The sequence below is a fragment of the Pseudomonas sp. KBN12P06040 genome (genome assembly GCF_037574965.1).
Taxonomy (GTDB): Bacteria; Pseudomonadota; Gammaproteobacteria; order Pseudomonadales; family Pseudomonadaceae; genus Pseudomonas; species Pseudomonas aeruginosa.
Genome location: NZ_JBBELS010000002.1, coordinates 54,339 through 71,952 on the forward strand (window position 1 = coordinate 54,339; position 17,614 = coordinate 71,952).

The following is a 17,614-nucleotide window of genomic DNA, read 5'->3' on the forward strand; positions in this document are numbered from 1 at the left end:
TTACGCTCCTTGTTGATCTTCAGAGTTCGAGTGGGAGGCACGCGGAGGAACACTCCCCGGACTCCCTGCTTTGCTAAACCGCGGGCGGGAACGCCGCCATACGGGGTGAAAATGACGCCAATGCGCATCTTGCGCAGCAGCCAGTAATTCATGATCGCCGCGGGTATCGCCCCAGGCCCTCAACCGGTATTGGGTCAGCGGACCATAGATGGCTTCCAGTCGGAGCACCTTGTTCTCGCAGCGACAATTGTTTCCGCTGATCCTGCCGGTCAGGCGGCCATCGACCACTTCCAATTCTGTCCCGATGAGCTTGATACCGAGCCGGTCGGCGAATGGACGCAAAACCAGGGCCGGCGAGGCCGAGCAAAGTGTCACTTCTGCTCCGGACGCCATTTCGGCCGCGACGGATCGTAACCCTGATGGGCGCATGAGCTTGGGCCAAACCGACTGGCAGAAATCTTCTGCTTTCTGGCCTACCCATTTGGCTTCCACGCCGGCGAGAAATGTGCTCACCAACTGGGCCTTTAGCTCATCCCGTGACATGCCCCGGGAGAGGTACTTCAGGCTGGGCAGCACCAGCCTGAGGATGCGAAGGGTGAACTCACGAGTGCCGAAGGCAAACCGAAGGAACGGCACGAAACTGTCGTGCCGGGTGAGGGTTCCATCGAAGTCAAACACCGAGAGTACCTCCGCTCCTTTCGGCCCTGCCTCCAGCATTTCGATGCTCATCAGTTTGCCTCGGCCAGGCGGACACTGTGCTCGCCATTTCCCATTTCGGCGGGCTTCACTCCGTGCCACTTGGCGCGCTCGAGGATGTTTACTGCCCACTTGTAATGAGTAGCCGGCTCGCACATTGCGTCGTTGTGCTTGAAGACGGCGGGGGCCACATCGTTGACGATCAGCTTGGCGCAGTTGAGGTCCTCCAGGCTCACGCGGAGCGTGTCCTGAATGATGCTGATCTGGCTTGGATGAATTGCCGTCTTGCCTACCAGTCCATGCGCGATATCGAGCTTCAACTCCTCCCGAAGAAGATGGGGGGTGGCCAGCTGCTCGAATACAGGGGCCGTCAGGGCAAAGCCCTGTGCTCCCATTACGCCGGCGAGCATGGGAATCACGTAGCTCATCGGTGTGTTGTAGAGCGTGGTGGCAGGGTTCCGGCGCAGGCCGAGGCAGCCCATTAGGTCGTTCCCGCCAATCCGGAGAGCGATGATGCGTTGGTTCAGGTTGGCTTTCAGAGCCTGGCCGAGCTCCACCATGGCACCCGGATCGTAAACATCGCTCGTTTCCAGAGTTGGCATGAGATAGAGATCAGGGTTGCTGACCGCGGCCTCCCAGAAAGCAAGAGACTTCAGCGTTAGCTTGGGAACGACGAACCCGTTGACGTGCTTCATCAGCGGCCATTCGTTCAACACTGCTGCCATCTCTGCATCGCGAGGACGGACGAATAGCAACGGCCCCTGTTCCGGGCGGCCGCCACGGGCGTCGATGCCCATGAGGAGCGCCTGCAGATTTGCGAGCGCACTTTCGACGTCGATCGCCGCAACTGCGTCTTCCAGGCATACCACCAGTGAGCGAAGCTCAGGAATCTTCATCCCGAACACCACATCCAGGATGTCATCGCGGGTTGCCGGCATGTACAGAGTCGCCCCGAGAGCGAATGGAGAAATCGCCTTCATCAGTTCGTACTCCGGATGATGGTTACCGCACGGTACGGCCCCAGTGCCTCGCCGGCCTCCTCCACCGTTACCCCAGCGCGCTCAGTGAGATGCAGCAGGAGTTGCACGTCGCCGTCGTTACGATCCCGGACCAGCACGTGATCGGGCACTCGGCGCAGGACTGCTCGGGTTGCCTCGGCAATACCCGGTTTTACGCGGTTCAGGTTGCTGATGCCGAAGCGGGTAGCGAGGGAGGTGACCACGTTTTCAGCTGCGGCCTGGAGCTTCAGGCGCTGCTCGTGCGTCCAGGGCGATGCAGTTTGAACACTGTTCAGCGCTTGGCGCTCAGCCTCGATCTTGTCGATGAACTCACGTGTAACGTCGTGTTCATGCAGGTGGTCGTAAACCACGCAACCATGAAGCCCTCCTTGAGTCGGCCAGATGGATCGAGATACCAAGCCTGAAACGGTTGCGCCCAGGATTCCGGACGGGATTACCCAGTCCTCTGCGGAGGCAGCGAGCCATGCGCGGCCGCAGGGGTCGGCAAGTACAACGAGACGTGGTTCTTCCGGGAAACGCTTGTCGGCTCCCAGCGTCCGCTTGAGCTCGCCAGAAATTGCTCCCTTGCCGGTCCAGCCATCCACGAAGACGATGTTCTCCGCACCGTGCAACTGGATGATCGCTTGGAGGGCCACCGTATCGATCCCGCGATCACGGATAATGCTTACGCCATAATGGTGGGCGTCACGGCCCATCTCGACCAGTGCCCGACGGAGCAGGACGCCAAGTGGAAGACCGGCGCGCACGAAGGAAACCAGGGCGATGCTGGAGCCGGTGTAGGCGGCATTCAACGCCAAAGCCAGAGATTGAACATCTTCAGCCATGCGCGCCCCGTTCTGCACAAGCGCACGGGCGTACAGGGACTTGTGCACGTCGGTAGGCGCGTGTTCTTGGCTGATCATCTCCGAATAGTGCTTCTGATTGCTTTGAATCAGGCGCTCCTTCTCCTCGACATCGGTGACATTCATTTCCACCGACTGCAGAAGGAAATGGACGTCTTCCGGCGCGTAGCTACCGCTGCCGACGGTGTTCAGGGTTGCGAGGAGATTACTCATTGATCATCTCCTCCACGGCCTTGGCCAATTGGCTGCGAGCGGGTGTAGCCCACATGTGGCAAAGGTCCATGAATCCCAGGTCAGTGATGCTGTCGCCGAAGCCGAGGACCGGGCGTTCGCCGTTGATTTTGGCGTCACGGCGCAGCCATTCTTGAACGGCCAGGCGCTTAGCCAGCCCCTTGGGCAGGAAAGCGAGGTTGTTGCCGTTGGCATGGATGTGCATGCCTTCCAGCATGCCTCGAGCCTGAACCTCGTTCAGGACCTTGGAGAGGACAGCGTCATCGGATTCATTGTGTTTGGTCACCACGTAGTGGCGCAGGCCCTCTTCTTCCACAACCCAACCGCGGAGCGAATAACCCATGTCCTTCCCGATCTGCAGGGTTGCTTCGCTCAACGCCGGCAGTCGATCCTGGAAGGTCCAAAGGGACTCGGCCATCTGTCCATGCCAGTCCTGATCCAGTGTGCCATCAGGCCGGAGCATTACACCCCCATGCGAGCAGATAGCCCCCTCGGTGAAGGGGAGCTTAACGCGGCTGTAAGCCTCTACGCTGCGCGCGGTGACAGGCACTACATCGGCCGAAGCCAGCAGCCAGTTGACGAAGGAGTGCTGGACCGGATTCATGTACCCATTGGGTTGGCCGTGTACATCCAGCGTCGCGGTAGTGCGCGGCGTACCTTCGACCATCTTGCGAGCGGTCTGGAACAAGGTGTCGTCGAGGTCGACGAATACCAGGGGACGATTACTGCTCATCGAAAATCACCTCCGCACTCAGGGCCGTAACCAGCTCTGCAGGGACTGCCTGCGCGGGGGTTTCGGTGCAGATCAGAACTCGGTCAAACTGCCCCGGCTTCACGTTGTAGAGGAAGTTCGGGATGCCAAGACCGTAGTTGTCAGAGAACGACAGGGCATGCTGAATGGAGTGGCCCAAGGCGATTGGAGAGCGACTGGTGGAACTGAAGTGAACATCAGCGCCTGCACGCTCCAGCCGCTCGGCCAGCAGGAAGGGACGCCAGACGAACTCACTGGTACCCAACACGATGATCTTTTCGCCGGGTTGGACCTGGATCTCGGGAGCAAGCGTGTCTTCCACATGACGGACGCCCAGGCGGCCCCAGTCTTTATCTGCCGAAAGTGGCCACTCCCCGATGGATACGGCCCCTACGTCTGGCATTTCGGGCAGCGGCGCTGCCTGGTCTTCATGGAACTGATAGGAGCCCTGCATCAGCGACACCGCTGTCGCCTGCTCGCCGATGGCATGGCGCACAGCGCCAGCAGACCAGTCCGTGAGGACGCACGTGACGACACGCTCGATCTTGCTCAGGCCTGCATCTACCAGGGCGCGATGCAAGTTGACGAAGGTCTTCCCGGTGGAAGCCTCATCGTCCACCAGTACCAGCGATCGAGCCTGGAGCATCATTTCCCGGATTTCTGGGTCGACGGGCATGTGGATCAGGTGGGCGCTGGCGTGACTGTGTTCTTCCTCGAAACGAGCGAAGAGCTCGGTGCCGAGGGGATGGCGAGTGCTGATGAGGTACATGCTGTCAGGGCGAGTTGCGCTGAAGGCGCGGTGCACCCCGGCACCGAGGCCTACGGCAGTTTCGGCCATGCCAATGACCAGCACTGGTCCAGGGAGATCAGGCGGGATTTCAGCAGCCAGGCTCTCGAAGCTGGCAGCCATGACCGATGGGCGCACTGGTATATGGCGGCCCAGCACTTTGGAAACGAATAGGAATGCCCGCTTGGGATTCCGGCGCTCTGCAAAACCGAACAGGTTAGCGGGAGGGAGGACGGCGTCGTCGACTTTGACCTCAAGAAGCCCCCGCTTGAGTTGGGCGCGTAGGGACGTTGGTACTACGTTGTTTTCCATGATTGCTTCCTTGATTGGCGCGAGGGGTGACCCTAACGCCTTGTCCCTTGCTTTCAACCCGAATAGGGCTTACGGATTCCGCGCCTCGATTTTCCAAAGCGATTGTTGGGCTTCACGGGCCATCTGGGATGTCGTGAAGGTCATTCCTGTCGGGGCACGATTGGGCTCTACACCACAGGCGTCGAGAAACGCCAGGGCAAGTCCAGCCTTGACTGCGAAGTTCATGTTCTGCGCATCAGGAACAGTGGAGGTCACCATCCCCACAACCGATCCAGAACCATCGAACAGAGGGCTTCCGCTTGATCCCGGCTGAATCGGAGCAGTGAACTGGAGCAGGCTGGCGTCATTGTGTAGGCCAAAGAGTGCAGATACGCCCCCCTGAGTAACGTGTATTCCTCCACCGGCCAGCCCAGCGAGTGGGTACCCGAGGGCAACTACTGTTTCCCCCAGGTCACAGCCAATCCCATCGCGGAAAGCCACTGGTTTGAAGGCAGGTGCGCCTTGCACCCGGAGGAGCGCCAGATCATTCCGCTGGTCAACAACTATGGCCTCGGCACGATGCCGCCCCTCGAACGAAGCGATGTGGATCTCTTGCATGCCCTCGATCACATGCGCACACGTGAGGATATGTGTGGACGTCACAGCAAAGCCGGTACCGGTCGCGCCGGCTGCCGATCGGTTCTGATCTGAGGAACCGGAGCGGCGATGAGGATGGGCATCGTCGATATTCATCCCGATCCGACGTCCAAGCGCTGAGAGGCCGTATGCCGACCCTTCCGCGAGAGCTCGGAATTTCCACTGTTGGTTGCGGCAGTAGAACTCGCCGACGATGATGGCTGATTCGCCATTGTCGGACAGGTCCAAGCTGACTTCGATTTGAGAGTCAACTTGCAGGCGAAGGGACCGGAGTTCGCTGACTGGTCCCATTGCCGAGAAGGTGTAAACCACCAGGAGCAGACGGTCGGCGCCGGTCGGCAGTTGGGCGAGATTCAAGCTGCAGCTGACTTTCTCCTGCGCGCCACTCCACTGCATCCAGGGCTGGGAGACCTGGAACAGTGCTGCCTCCCCCTGGGGGTGGCGTTTATCGTCTAGTGGAAGCAGAGCAACAGCTGCGTATTCCCCGAATGCCGAGGAATTTCCGCACTCCAGCGTCCAGGAGCATTGCGCAGCTCCCAAAGCGGTGTTTGCGCCAGGCGCCAGCACCATCATCCCTGCTTCGCTCCTTCAGTCCCGTACCTTATAAAAAGCGGCAAAATAGTATCAAACTTGAGGCTTGATTACATATCAGGTCGCCACTGGCACCGCAACGGTAATGGCTTTCACCCTGATATTCGGTATCCACTGGCTCACCGGCTCGGGCAGTCCGAGCCTTCTGCTGGCGAAGATACCCGGCAGGTTGATTCCCGTATGCCGGGTGTAACCGATGCCGCCCGAGTACCGCGGATTTATCTCGAGGAGATGCGGGACACCATCAGCATCATCCCGCGTCTGGACGTTGACCAGTCCATCGCACTGGAAGTGAGTAGCGGCTTTCAGAGCGAGTTCGACCGCTACCGAGTCGTTCTCGAAGGTTTGGTGAAGGCCCTGCTTCCGGCGCCCAACGTATGCCACCGGGCGGCCGGACTCGCAAACCATGTCGATCGAGCACTCGCTCCCCGCCATGTACGGCATCACCAGCATGGCGGGACGATCCCCGCCGGCGCGATAGGCTTGCAGGTAAGTTTCGAACTGGACTTCCCGAGAGTCGGGGTTGGCGAAGCAACGGAACGGGTCCGCTTCAGACTTGAATCGCCAGAATCCTTGGCCGTAAATGCCCACAGCTGGCTTCACACAAACGTCTCCGTGAGCGCGAAGGGTTTCGTAGGCGTCGATGAGTTCCTGGGCGTTAGTTGCCGTAATCGCGGGGACACAGGCAAGTCCGGCGAGCTCTGCTTCAGCAGTGAATTTGCTCTTGTCGTCCACCAGCTCGAACGTGCTCATGTTCGAACCACCGGTAACCAGCACCAGCCCTGCAGCTTCGAATCGGCGACGCTGGGCCTCGAAAACACTCCCCACTCGGCCGGCCAGGATAACTTTGATCTTATGGGTCAAGGCAGTCTCGATTACCCAGTCGATTCGTTCTTGGTTGTCCTTCGGCTCAAGGAAGCTCACGTCGGCGAGACCGGTGATTTCAGGCCTTTCTTGGCGATGGGAGGCAAAAATCTTTACCTCCGGTGGTAGGGCCTCACGCGCTCCTAGAAGAATGTCGCGCTGGCTGGATTGTCCCTCAAGAAACCAGATCAAGATGTGTGTCCTCATGTAGGCCGCGCCCGGGCAGAACGAGCGGACAGTTGTGGTTGGTGGAAGGGACGATAACGGGGGCTCGGTGCGTATCAACCGGGCGGGGCATTCTACTGGAGGGTATCGGCAAGAGCTGGCCAAAAGACAAGTCACTTTGCCACTAGATATCGCAAACGCTGGCTACACTCTGGGCAAGTCCACCGTAAAGGTCGCTCTGAAATGGATGCAGAACGGATGACTCAGGTCGTGGCGGTCCTCGAGAAACAGGAATCTCGGTACCGGTGTTCAGCTATACGATGGAAGATCGGATACAGACTGCTGCTGATCCTTTCAGCAGTCCTCTCCGCATCCGCTGCCATCATTGCAAAGCTGTCATTCATCCCTGAAGGGCTAGGATCTGACTTGTCAGCCATTCTTGCGGGTGGAGCAGCCATAATGACGACGGTCATGGCTGCCCTGGATTTTGAGACCAATTTCCGCCTGAACAGGCGCTCTCGGCATCAGATGCAGATATTGGTAATCGAAGCGATGAAGGAAGGGGCTGATCCTGAAGCCCTCCTCTCTTCCGCCCAGAAAGTCATTGATGAGCGTACCAAGGAGCTGGACAAGCTGGACTAGCTACTCACCTGGCCCACGGTAAATGCCCAGCGGCGCTTGAAATCCTCCAGCTTCCGCAGATTTTCCTCTTCACTCCACTGCGTCGACCAGACGATCTCCTTACCCAATTCTTCGCGCTCCGGCCGAGGGTAGATCATGTGCCCGTCACTCTGCCGCTCATAGCGCCAGCCATCTGGAATGTAGCTGTAGTGATCCCGATAGTCCGCAGGTTTCGTCCTGTTGTGCTCCTTGTTCTCATTCGACTCGTGCACAGGTATCAGGAAAACGGTAGTGACCAGCTGGATATCCAGGGTGCTTTGCTGATCAACGCTGAAGTGATCTGCAAGGTTCAGAGCGCCAAGCTCTTGCGGATTGAGAGAGGTGAGGTACCCGTAGTAGTCGTTGTGACACGGCCCCTTAGTGAGGATCTTGCCTCCGTGAACGTACAGGAGTTGCGTCTCAGACTCTTGGAGCCAGATAACCTCCCGCTGAAATTCAACCCTCTGACGCTCGCCGCCAATGTTGACGTGGTCAACGAAGGTCTCGGTTGTTCTCTTGGCAATTGGTGAACAAGTGCGGATCGGGCTCATAGACACCTCTTCGAAAGGTTTTGCGCCAGCTTACCGGGAGGTCTGGATTGTTCCAGTCGAAGAGGGCGTAAGAGTTTCGGGTGATGGCCCGACTTTGCTCTAGCTATTTGAGCCGGTCGAAGAAATTTCCACCTCTGCGGGTGTAACCGCCGAGGTTAGTGAAACGATGCGCTGCAGAACCGGCCTGCCGTCGGCAAACCTGCTGATTTCCGTCATAGCCGACGGTTAGAACCTCGTCGCCGGCGGCGCTGGACAGGACTACCGTGGCAGCAAGAGGTTCACGCTCAATTTCGTTTCCTTCAATATGCTGGGCCAACGCGCGGAACCAATCCGCCAATTTCTTTCGCTCTGCCTGGTTCTGCTGCACCTTGTTGTTGTGCAGCCTGGGCATGGAAGGGAAAGGAATGATGTCGGTCATGGTGTCTCCTTCTCGCCCACCAGGTGTGCAGGCGCGCGGCCGTATAAATTCGCGGTTTCGGTTCTCTATTGACTAGCAGGTGGCCTGGGTTGGGTAGTGCTCCTCACAGTCCACACCGAAAAGCTCGAAGGCGTGCTCAAGCTCCCCATCGACAAGTGCTGGAATTGTCGCGTCACCGCGGAAGATGGCCGCGGCTAAACGGTGGTTCCCGTCGGTCACCATCCAATTCGGCCCCCAATAACCCAGAGACGGACAGCCGACATCGATCAGGATCGGGTCTTTGGCGGGGTTCTCCACGAGAAACGCGATGCGCGCTGCATGATCATCAGAGTCAGGAGTGCCTACAAGTCGGCGCTCGATCAAGGCTTGTCGAACGTCCTTTTGACGAACAGTTACACCCCATGGAGCATCGGACTTGAACGGATTGCAGTGACGTTTCACTGCGACAACGGGAAGATTCGAAGGCATTTCTTGGCCCATATGAGGGATGAGAGGCAGGCCTCGTTTACCGCTTCCGGCGAGGCCCGCTGGTTCATAGGCCAAGATTCTAACGACTGGTGCCTCAACTGAAAGTCAGATCAGCCCATCCTTTTTCCATTGGGCGAGCAAGCCTCTGGACACCTCGAAATGCATCCCATCTTCTGTAGGGAATGCAGCTCCCCAATACCAGCCGGCCGCGTTGAAGTAGTTGGCCAGGATCAGGAGCCCACGCTGAACCTTGTTGTCTCCCTGCTTCTCCGTATCCCCATCGATGAACATGTCCAGGGCTGTTCCCCACGAGTGGTTCGAGATCCCCGGACCAATTTTTCCCTTGATCCTGGTGTAGCGAGAACAAAGCATGCCGTTGTTCCTGAGCAAGGGATATAGGTCTGGCACCTCCCGCTCCACCCGCTCGAAGATGGACTTCAATGAGTCCAAGGCCGGCAGAAGTCCTGTTGCTCTAAACGGCCCTACCTTCCGTGAAGCAACCCTCTTCTGGAATTCTGGGTCATTCGGGCTCATGCATTTCCCCTTGGGGTCATACTTCCCATCGAGGACGGGATGCCCGAAGTATTTGAGCATGTCCGAGTTTTTCGCGGAGACCAGCCCGATGTTGTAGGTGCCAGGCTTGGGGAGATCGATAAGGTCGGAGTATTTCATAGGCGTTCATCCTCTGTGGTCTGGTTGTGCAAGCCGCTGGTGCGAATAGCCTGAAAACTGCGCGCAGCGGACTGCCGAGACCACCTGACGGAAGCTCGCCAGCTGCTCAAGGGGAACTTACCCCTTTGAGTTGAAACATAGCTTTCGCCTAGCGTTTGTCGACTATGACGTTGCTCAACGCAGGCGACACCCCAACTGCGGATTCTGGGGCGCTGGAGTCGACAGAGGGGACCAGCCAGTAGCAACGAGTCCGTGCCCTGGTGATACCTGTGTGCACCAAACGTTGAATCTCTTGATCCAGTAGCGCGTCGTAGTGGTTCGTTCCGCTTTCGGCCCACCTTCCCGCCAGGTTGAATAGTTGATTGCGAAAGTCGGATCGAGGTCGAGTGGTGAAGTTACCCGCGAGGATGACCGTTTCTGCCACCGCAGGCCGAGCACGTTGGAAAGGTCGGATCTTGATCTTGCCCTTATATCTCGCTCCATCGATCTGGCCCACCAGGTAGGCCACTGCGGCTTCTGCCATCTGGTACGACGCAATTGAGTCCACCAAGACCAACACATCCCCTCCTCCTTCTACGGCCTCCTGCAGTAGCCGGATCAGGACATGAGAGTCGAAGCTATGAATTTCCACAGGTGACTGTTTGGTTGGGGCGATGAGGGCAGTTGACTGCCTTCCGACGTCCACCTGATTCCGCACCACGCTGAACGCTGCATCGATGAGGTGCTGGTGCCCTCTGAAGCCATCCTGGAGGATTACGCGCGTAGGGTTTGAAACCCTGAATTCAGTGTCGAAATGGCGAAGCCCTTGGCTTGAACTCCCCTGGGTTGCGAATGAAGCCTGGACGGGATCGCCGGCGAGAGTGAATGTTGAGGGCAGAAGATCGGAATCTCTGTGCGAGATCGCTCGACGTTTGAACTCCGAAAGGATGCCCCGTAGGAAGTCTGCAGTGGGGGCGCTCGTATCCTGTGCATCGTCAAGCAGGAGATGTCGGAATCGGTTCAACGCGGCCGCAGGAAGCCGCTTCAAGTTCGCCCCGTGCCGCTCAGAGAAAAGGTCCAGGAGTCGATTGATTGTCATTAGGGGCGGGTCGTTCGCGAGCAGGTCGCCTTCAAAACCCAACCAGAAGTGCCCAAGACCTTCGAAGAACAGCGCATCCGGGTCGTTCTGAAGGAAGTTGAGTTTACCTACGGCCTGGGGGACACCCATCCCGAGGTTCTCCACCAGCGTTGCTACTTGGTAGAACGCTTCCACCAGTGGAACATGTGCTGGTTCGCCGCGGAGTCTGTATCCGAAGTCGGGAGCAGTAGTGGGCAAGGCTTTTAGCGTCGCAACCATCTGCTTGGCGTCCTGATAGCTGTCCAGATGGATCACGGGCTTGTCGAGGTAGGCCTGGAGTAGCGTTTTCTTGATCTCACACTCCTTGTATACCTCGAGCTTGATTCCCGGCCCACGGGTCAGATAACGATCCTCGGTGCGATCGAAACCAAGCAGAACAAAAGCATCTAGCCGCGGGACGAAGCCATGAAGACTGAATTCGCAACCGCGTACCACCACCTTGTGACGACCGGGCTTTATCCCGTCCAAGGGCCAAGCACCAGCTTCCTTCCATAACGTCTCGACTTTCTCGCAAAGGTCTTGATCGTGCTGGCTCAACTTCCACCCTATCGCTGCACGCTTAACCACGTCGGGGTGATCAACTTCCAACGGCTCCAAGAGCATGGACTGGCGAAACAACCCCACAACCAGTTCGGCGTATCGGGGATTACTGCGATAGAGCTTGCTATGCGTGGTCCGAAGGAGAGAGGTCTGGGCCGATGACAGCCTGGTGTCGAATGGCCTGATTTCGAAGACATCGGAATTTACCCTCACTTCGAATGGCCGTACGTTCTCCCAACCTACAAGGGAGTTCACAAGTTCCAGGGCTGCAGCTGCTGGAGTAGTGATGCATCCCTGAATATCTGCTTCCGAGCATTCGATGCTCCATCGCCGAAACAGCCAATGGAGTCGTTTAGCGAATTCCTCTTTCAACTCTTTGCAATCCACAACAACCCTGATCGAGGAAAGTGGCTGCATCAGGTACTTGTGCAGATAGAGCGCCCGCATCGCCAAGGTGAACGATTTCCCGGTACCGCCCTGGCCGGACACCAACAGAGCACGAGAACTGGTAGCGATGGCTTTCCACTGCCCGGGTGTCGGCTGCAGATCAGCCGGCAGGAGGGATGCAGCATCTCGCTGCATTGTCTCCAAAAGGCCTGCGGAAACGACCAGCCTGTCGTCATCTATGAGTACCTGGTCAATTCGCGGAGCAGTAATGGAACGCTCTCTTAGGTCGCGAATCTCAAGCGGTCCGGTGGTAGTGCTCACCGCGTGGGATTGGCTTTGGGATTTGGCTTTCTGTTCACTGCCATACGCTTCACCTGCTCGATAGCCCTCAACCCAAGAGGAGTCGTGCCGAGCGTTGAGGAGGTCCATGCCAAGAGCCAGAACCCCACCCAGTGTCTTTTTCCATCCGGGCAATGCGTCGACCGGTGTGAGATCGTCTGTGTTGTGTGAATACTGGGACGGCAAGGGATCATCCTCGAAGCTGTAGTGCTAATCGCCCAAGGGGCGGGTCGAGAAAATGGTGCCGTTCCAACTTGATGGACTCCACTCAAACCGACCTGGTGAAATCCTGAATGTGAGGCCGGAATTACAGAGGACCGACTTGACTAACGCTTCCCATTGAAGGGCTCTATCGTGTGTGTCTGATTGAGCCAACGGAGACGGACATGTTGTCCACCCCCTCGTCCCTGAACAGCCATGCTCGACTCTTTGTGTCGAAGTCGCAGTCTCGAAGCTTCAAGGCTAAGTCCTATATCCTCCAACCCGGCCACCCCGAAGCGGGTTCTCACCTTTTGGTCAAAGGCAGTGCGCAATTGGTGATCGAGAACGATGGTCGCGAGATGATCTTGGGACTACTCAAACCAGGCGACTACTTTGGTGACCTGCCTTTCCCGATTGCGGTTGATGGCCATCTAGTGAGCGTACAGGCCCGCTCACAATGCCAAGTCGCCTTCATGTCCGGTGCCGATTTCCAGCAGATGGTCCTCACTACACCTGAGATGCTGATGGACGTTTGTGGTCAGCTGAATGAGAGGCTGAGCGCGGCAACTCGAAAAGTGGGGGATCTTGCTTTCCTCGATATAACCGGCCGCATCGTCAGCGTGATCCAAGACCTGGTGCATGCGAGCTTTGCAGTAAAGGCCAGCGAGGGGACTGTGATTCCAATCACCCGACAGGATCTCGGTCGGTTGGCGAGCTGCTCTCGTGAAACGGCGGGGCGAGTGCTGAAGCTGCTCGAGGAACAGGGCCTGATCATCTGCTCAGGCCGCAATATCACTGTACTGAAGGCATAAGGCCATACCTGTGGATGAGGGCAGGATTACCTTCGATGCGCTGCTCAGGTGATACGGCCCGATTGGATGGCGGAGAAGAGATCATTGCGATATTGGTCCGTCTCGATCACTTCATCTTGGCCAGTCCGACGCAACTCCCACTGGCCCCGCTCCTGAACCCAATTAAGGGTAAACCGGTGCTGATTGTTGAAGCGAACCTGAATGCTTCCATCAGGTTGCTCGTGGTCACTCCAAGGGGCAAGCATGGGCATGTTTTGGCTCCTGTTCCGGAAAAGGGCAGCTTCCGCTGCCCAAGTCATTTTGATGTTCCTGGCTACCATCCCCTGGATTCGCTTGTGGCACCATGCCCATTCGCGAACTTCAGGGCTCATCAATGGCAGTTCCCAGCCAACCGGTATCCTGCGGCTTCTGCTTCCTGGGCACCACTGAACTCGACTCGGTTTTTAGGCGACACTTTGTCGTAGCTTGGGCAGCCAGGCAGGTGGAAGATGTGGGAATTTGCATTCCCTCGGACAGCGCCGGCACCAGCGCTGACGTTGGAGGCGATAGTTGCAGATCCCTTCTGAGATTGGGCTGCTGCGAATATCTGCTTCGTTGCATCCCCCGCTACTCGGTTCCTAGCAGCATCCGGCCGCACCATCACAACTCCCTGGGGAAGCTTCGCGTTGCCGAGTGTGACGAAGACAGGAGCGTGATCGCTCACGTGCTTTCGGCTTTTCTCATTGCTCCAACCGATCATCCGGGGATAGTCCATGATCCCTGCAGCTGTCAGCTTCAGGTGGAGCTTCCTGGAAACCCAGATATTGTCGTACAAGTTGGCGTAGAGCCCATCGCGTGCGGAAAGCGTCGTTGCCCCCTTTGTGATTAGGGGGGCTGCATGCTGCGATAGCCCGGAGAATGCTGCATCGTTGGGAGGCGTATTGAAATCACCTACCAGCATCACAGGTGTGTCTGGATAGATGCTTTCCAGCCAGGTCCAGTAGCTCTCGAGCTCCCGAATCTCCGGCTCACGGTCTTGTGGGCCTTTCCCGTAGAGCACATGGATGCTGGCGACGGCAAAAATGGCCCCGTCTCTTTTCGACTTGAATCGGGCAGAAAATGGCTCCCGAATGAATCGATCTTTGCGATCCATGTAGACCACCGCGCCGTCTTCATAGGCCACCGCACTGTCTCGCATCAGGAAACCGTACAGCTCTTTGTATGATCGAGAGCCAACCGCATGGCTGGCCAGCGACGACCACTGCTCCCCAGTTCGTCTCTCGAGTTCGGCCTCCAATCTCGAAAGCCCCTCCTCGTTCATGACCTCTTGGACGGCGACCAGGTCTGCCTTTCCTGCTACCTCGGCGAGAGCCGGGAAGCTCTTTTCTCCACCTTGTCCCAACCTCATGGTGTTCCAGGACATGAGGGTCAGATCAGCTGCCGAGGTCAGCGAGCTGGCCAGAACCGCGGCGGCCACAAGCGCGCCTATGAAAAATCCTTTCAACCGTTTACTCCTTCTGTAGGGACGTCAACGTACACGGAGGTCAAGGAGTGCCCCCTGAGTCGCGCCATGGTTTGTTTGCTGATCGAGTTGGGAGTCGTACTCCCCGAGTTTCTTGATGAGCGCCTGTCCGGCCTGGCTCACGACAACGCTTAACCTTTCGCACGGCAGTTCCGTGCGTACTCCGCTCAACCGTGAAAGGAGTGTCTGGGCCGTACGCTTTCCATTTGCGGCATGAAGTAACTCGTGAGCGCGAAGCGCGATGTAGAACCTGTTCCACTCTCGAATTACGCCCGGCGAACGCGGAACATCGTCCCGTAATGCGGGTAGGGAGATCGTGATATTGACGGTGACACGGGGGTTGGAGATCGCGCACCCACCGCTGGCGAGCGGGACGTAGTCATAGCTCGAATCCAAGTTCCAAACCGTAGCCCCAGCGTAGAAAGTGTCACCATTTCTGGTTGGGGCGTTCTCACTGATGGACGCCTGGATTTCCTGGACACTCCTCCCCGTCACCCAGTAGTGCTCGACTTTGAAATTGACCACGGGGTCGCCGGTGGGGTCAGCCAGTACGGTTGCAGGGGCTAGGCCTACCGCCATTACCAATAGCATGGCTGAGGGGCCCCTGCGGAAACTATCAAACTCCGCCATAGGTGAGGGTGACACCCACCTTCTTGGCTTGGTTCTCGATGTCCCGGAGTTCCTGTTTTAGCTTGTGGCGGTTTCCCAGCTTCTGCCCTTGCATGAAGGTCGCCAGGTTGAACGCGAAATTGAGTGCTTCCTTGTGACCGATCTGCCATGCCTGACGGAGGTATTCGAGAGAGGGCTGTAGCCTTTCTGCCTTCAGTTCCCGTTCGGCCAGATACACATTTGCGTCCGGATCGCCAAGCTGTGCAGCTTGAGCAAGCAAGGCCCAGGGGTCGATCCCTTGGATGTTCATCTGCTGGACGAACACGGCAAGGTCCGACATTGCCAGCGGATAACCGGCTTCGGCGGCCGCGCCAAAGCAACGCAAGGCCGTAGCTTGTTCCCCGGAGGACACCGCACCGTGCGCAAGAGCATATGCGCTCAAGGGATGCGCGGTATCGATACGTCGATACAGCTGAAGAGCTTTTTCTCGGCTCTCCTCATGCCCCGTTGCTTCGTATCCTCGTGCCAACGCAATCCCTGCATCCAATGCACCCTGATCGAAGGCGTGCTCAAGAGCAGATATGGCAGATTTACGCTTTTCAGTTTCTTTCGGGAGCGCCTGGCCGAATGAGAGCTTCACCCCTGCCGCCCAGATGAGAAGTTCTTCTCCTCCAGAAGGCATGGCTTTTCGCTTTTCGTTCCAGAGGTGGCCGAGAATTGCCAGACGATTGGATTCGTCATCATGCGCCAGCAGATGACCAGTTGTTGGCTCAACCGCCATATTGCCGAGGAGCCCTATGGGGATGATCCGGTTAAAGGCCACGCCGTTGATTCGCTGGCCGAGTGCCCATGAACTGGCAATGCCGCCCTCAAGGCGAAGTAGCGACAGAGCTGCCTTGACCAGGGCAACCTCGTTGTCAGCGCGCCGCACCTCGGAATCAGTCAGGTGACAGAGAACTGCTCCCCACCCTCCTTCCAGGCCCACGTTTCGGCTTGAAATGCCAAAGCGGTTGATCGCTTTGCTCCCCCTCTTCAGACCCTCCCCGAGCGGGACGAGATGGAGGCCTGAGCTGCTCAAGATAATGTTCTGTCCATGAAGGTCAGTCTCATTGAACACGCAGGCAGCGACGGGCACTGCTTTCTTCTGAAGATGCACTGCGATTTGGAGATAGTTCTGCTCATCGGGAGAATCGACTTCTGCGGCGGGGTGTACCCAGATCGCCAGATCAATCTCCGGTCGATCCGCAGCGAGGATTTCCTCATTGAGCATTACGCCGCAGTGCGGAAGCCGCAGGGCCTGAGCCACGGGATACATACTGGTAATGGCTTGCTCAGCCTGGGTTAGGAAAATTTCGACCTCTCCGGGGCGCCCGAGCATCTCGCCGGCAAGGCTCGCCCAGACCGAATGGTCCAGTCGAATCATGGGATCACGTCCAATGAGAAGAACACGCAAAGGCGTTTTCTCATCCGCAAGACCGGTCTTCAGAATAACTTCCGCCACCAGAGCGGCAGGAGCGACGAGAGAGGCGGTATCTCCGACAGTAAGCTTCACCGTGGAAACCACGTTTTCAGCCTTAGTGCGGGCGGTTATCTCTCGTATCCATGCTTGGGTGAGGTCGCCCAGGTTCTTACTGGACTGCAACGCTTTTTGAAGAACCACCGAGGAGAGCTCCATTCATCGAATGGAGAGCATGGTAACGACTTCGGTGAAGGTTCCAACTGAAAGGACGGTGCGGAGATCCCCCGGGGGACAGCGATGGCTAATCCTTACTCGGCCAGGGCTCCAACGTCGAAGTTGTTCGCCGCGTAAGTCATGTTGCAAGACCAGACCTTCTTGCCCTCGTGATAGAAATAAGCCGTATCGCCTTTGATGACCATTCTGGCCTCTGGCCAGATGATGGAATGCCCGTTCGAAGCTGCGGCCAATAGGCTCGACTCGCGACACCGCGCCAAGTACACCCCGTCTTTCAAGGTCTTGAACGTATTCCTCTTTGCCATTCCTTGTCTCCGTGGCGTGCCGATTGATCAACTATCCCTCGTTATGAAACGGGCCAGCAGCCCCAGGACTCCTGTCTTTCGGCTCGACAGCTACGTTGATCGCAAACACTTCCACATGATGCGGGCCAAAGTGGCGGTGGATGATTGTTTCCCTTTGGACCCCTTTCCAAGGCAGTGTCAGCCGGTTCTCGGTATCACCCCGTTTAGGATATCCCCGCGCCAGCTCGATACAGTCGTAGGAGCGCCCTACCAGCCGCTTTTCCCAGTATGGGGTGACCAGTCTGTATTCCTTGGGCTTGCGGCCAGCCTTGATTTCATCGAAATACTCCCCTTTCAGGTGGAGGATCAGCTTTCGCATGGACGTATTCCTAGCTCTAGTGCCTGCGGGATGATGGTTTTCTTCATTCCCCTCAAAATAACGCTTGGTCCTCAATTTCCCACCTGGTT

Annotated in this window: 20 protein-coding genes; 2 read left to right on the plus strand and 18 right to left on the minus strand. The window is 57.5% G+C overall.

From position 1 onward, the window contains the following. The 7 genes from VQ067_RS30710 to VQ067_RS30740 all read right to left on the minus strand — a co-directional run bounded on the left by VQ067_RS30710 (nucleotide 1) and on the right by VQ067_RS30740 (nucleotide 6,921). Complete coding sequence (locus tag VQ067_RS30710) at nucleotides 1-729, minus strand: HAD family hydrolase (RefSeq protein WP_121784523.1); 729 nt, start codon at nucleotides 727-729, stop codon at nucleotides 1-3. Next, a complete protein-coding gene (locus tag VQ067_RS30715) occupies nucleotides 729-1,676 on the minus strand; it encodes an HpcH/HpaI aldolase/citrate lyase family protein (RefSeq protein WP_019437804.1) in 948 nt (315 codons plus the stop codon). Before VQ067_RS30715 ends, VQ067_RS30710 begins: the two co-directional genes overlap by 1 nt. Beyond that, nucleotides 1,676-2,770, minus strand: a complete 1,095-nt coding sequence (locus VQ067_RS30720; protein ID WP_010792509.1) for a cysteine protease StiP family protein — start codon at nucleotides 2,768-2,770, stop codon at nucleotides 1,676-1,678. The genes VQ067_RS30715 and VQ067_RS30720 overlap by 1 nt, the downstream gene beginning before the upstream one ends. Beyond that, nucleotides 2,763-3,521, minus strand: a complete 759-nt coding sequence (locus VQ067_RS30725; protein WP_010792510.1) for an HAD family hydrolase — start codon at nucleotides 3,519-3,521, stop codon at nucleotides 2,763-2,765. The genes VQ067_RS30720 and VQ067_RS30725 overlap by 8 nt, the downstream gene beginning before the upstream one ends. Further along, complete coding sequence (locus VQ067_RS30730; protein WP_010792511.1) at nucleotides 3,511-4,638, minus strand: phosphoribosyltransferase domain-containing protein; 1,128 nt, start codon at nucleotides 4,636-4,638, stop codon at nucleotides 3,511-3,513. Before VQ067_RS30730 ends, VQ067_RS30725 begins: the two co-directional genes overlap by 11 nt. Before the next feature lie 69 nt (nucleotides 4,639-4,707). Next, nucleotides 4,708-5,847, minus strand: a complete 1,140-nt coding sequence (locus VQ067_RS30735; RefSeq protein WP_340080964.1) for a trypsin-like peptidase domain-containing protein — start codon at nucleotides 5,845-5,847, stop codon at nucleotides 4,708-4,710. A 75-nt stretch (nucleotides 5,848-5,922) separates the two neighbouring features. Beyond that, nucleotides 5,923-6,921: an ATP-grasp domain-containing protein gene (locus VQ067_RS30740; RefSeq protein WP_025991908.1), complete on the minus strand. Its 999-nt coding sequence runs from the start codon at nucleotides 6,919-6,921 to the stop codon at nucleotides 5,923-5,925. Nucleotides 6,922-7,152: 231 nt separating this feature from the next. On the opposite strand from VQ067_RS30740, the gene VQ067_RS30745 reads away from it, so the two are divergent. After that, nucleotides 7,153-7,536, plus strand: a complete 384-nt coding sequence (locus VQ067_RS30745) for a DUF4231 domain-containing protein (protein WP_019437811.1) — start codon at nucleotides 7,153-7,155, stop codon at nucleotides 7,534-7,536. Here VQ067_RS30745 and VQ067_RS30750 read toward each other — a convergent pair. The 5 genes from VQ067_RS30750 to VQ067_RS30770 all read right to left on the minus strand — a co-directional run bounded on the left by VQ067_RS30750 (nucleotide 7,533) and on the right by VQ067_RS30770 (nucleotide 12,232). After that, nucleotides 7,533-8,105, minus strand: coding sequence for a hypothetical protein (locus tag VQ067_RS30750; RefSeq protein ID WP_019437812.1), 573 nt, complete (start codon nucleotides 8,103-8,105; stop codon nucleotides 7,533-7,535). The two genes, VQ067_RS30745 and VQ067_RS30750, sit on opposite strands and share 4 nt — an antisense overlap. A gap of 103 nt (nucleotides 8,106-8,208) precedes the next feature. Continuing rightward, nucleotides 8,209-8,523, minus strand: a complete 315-nt coding sequence (locus tag VQ067_RS30755; RefSeq protein WP_019437813.1) for a hypothetical protein — start codon at nucleotides 8,521-8,523, stop codon at nucleotides 8,209-8,211. A 72-nt stretch (nucleotides 8,524-8,595) separates the two neighbouring features. Further along, nucleotides 8,596-8,991, minus strand: a complete 396-nt coding sequence (locus VQ067_RS30760; protein ID WP_170831725.1) for a hypothetical protein — start codon at nucleotides 8,989-8,991, stop codon at nucleotides 8,596-8,598. Nucleotides 8,992-9,096: 105 nt separating this feature from the next. Beyond that, nucleotides 9,097-9,663 (minus strand): M15 family metallopeptidase, encoded by a 567-nt coding sequence (locus VQ067_RS30765; RefSeq protein ID WP_019486686.1) that lies wholly within the window; start codon nucleotides 9,661-9,663, stop codon nucleotides 9,097-9,099. Nucleotides 9,664-9,811: 148 nt separating this feature from the next. Further along, nucleotides 9,812-12,232 (minus strand): hypothetical protein, encoded by a 2,421-nt coding sequence (locus VQ067_RS30770; protein WP_230690418.1) that lies wholly within the window; start codon nucleotides 12,230-12,232, stop codon nucleotides 9,812-9,814. Between the two features lie 200 nt (nucleotides 12,233-12,432). On the opposite strand from VQ067_RS30770, the gene VQ067_RS30775 reads away from it, so the two are divergent. Further along, nucleotides 12,433-13,059, plus strand: a complete 627-nt coding sequence (locus VQ067_RS30775) for a cyclic nucleotide-binding domain-containing protein (RefSeq protein WP_019437818.1) — start codon at nucleotides 12,433-12,435, stop codon at nucleotides 13,057-13,059. A gap of 44 nt (nucleotides 13,060-13,103) precedes the next feature. On the opposite strand, the gene VQ067_RS30780 is transcribed toward VQ067_RS30775, so the two are convergent. The 6 genes from VQ067_RS30780 to VQ067_RS30800 all read right to left on the minus strand — a co-directional run bounded on the left by VQ067_RS30780 (nucleotide 13,104) and on the right by VQ067_RS30800 (nucleotide 17,525). Continuing rightward, complete coding sequence (locus tag VQ067_RS30780; protein WP_023111123.1) at nucleotides 13,104-13,310, minus strand: hypothetical protein; 207 nt, start codon at nucleotides 13,308-13,310, stop codon at nucleotides 13,104-13,106. 119 nt (nucleotides 13,311-13,429) lie between these two features. Continuing rightward, nucleotides 13,430-14,542, minus strand: coding sequence for an endonuclease/exonuclease/phosphatase family protein (locus tag VQ067_RS30785; protein ID WP_019437820.1), 1,113 nt, complete (start codon nucleotides 14,540-14,542; stop codon nucleotides 13,430-13,432). Nucleotides 14,543-14,566: 24 nt separating this feature from the next. Then, nucleotides 14,567-15,190 (minus strand): DUF922 domain-containing protein, encoded by a 624-nt coding sequence (locus VQ067_RS33555; RefSeq protein WP_019437821.1) that lies wholly within the window; start codon nucleotides 15,188-15,190, stop codon nucleotides 14,567-14,569. Next, nucleotides 15,177-16,829 (minus strand): sel1 repeat family protein, encoded by a 1,653-nt coding sequence (locus VQ067_RS30790; RefSeq protein ID WP_025991906.1) that lies wholly within the window; start codon nucleotides 16,827-16,829, stop codon nucleotides 15,177-15,179. The genes VQ067_RS33555 and VQ067_RS30790 overlap by 14 nt, the downstream gene beginning before the upstream one ends. Before the next feature lie 107 nt (nucleotides 16,830-16,936). After that, nucleotides 16,937-17,167, minus strand: coding sequence for a hypothetical protein (locus VQ067_RS30795; RefSeq protein ID WP_019486682.1), 231 nt, complete (start codon nucleotides 17,165-17,167; stop codon nucleotides 16,937-16,939). A 31-nt stretch (nucleotides 17,168-17,198) separates the two neighbouring features. Beyond that, nucleotides 17,199-17,525, minus strand: a complete 327-nt coding sequence (locus VQ067_RS30800) for a hypothetical protein (protein WP_019486681.1) — start codon at nucleotides 17,523-17,525, stop codon at nucleotides 17,199-17,201. Nucleotides 17,526-17,614: the final 89 nt, after the last annotated feature.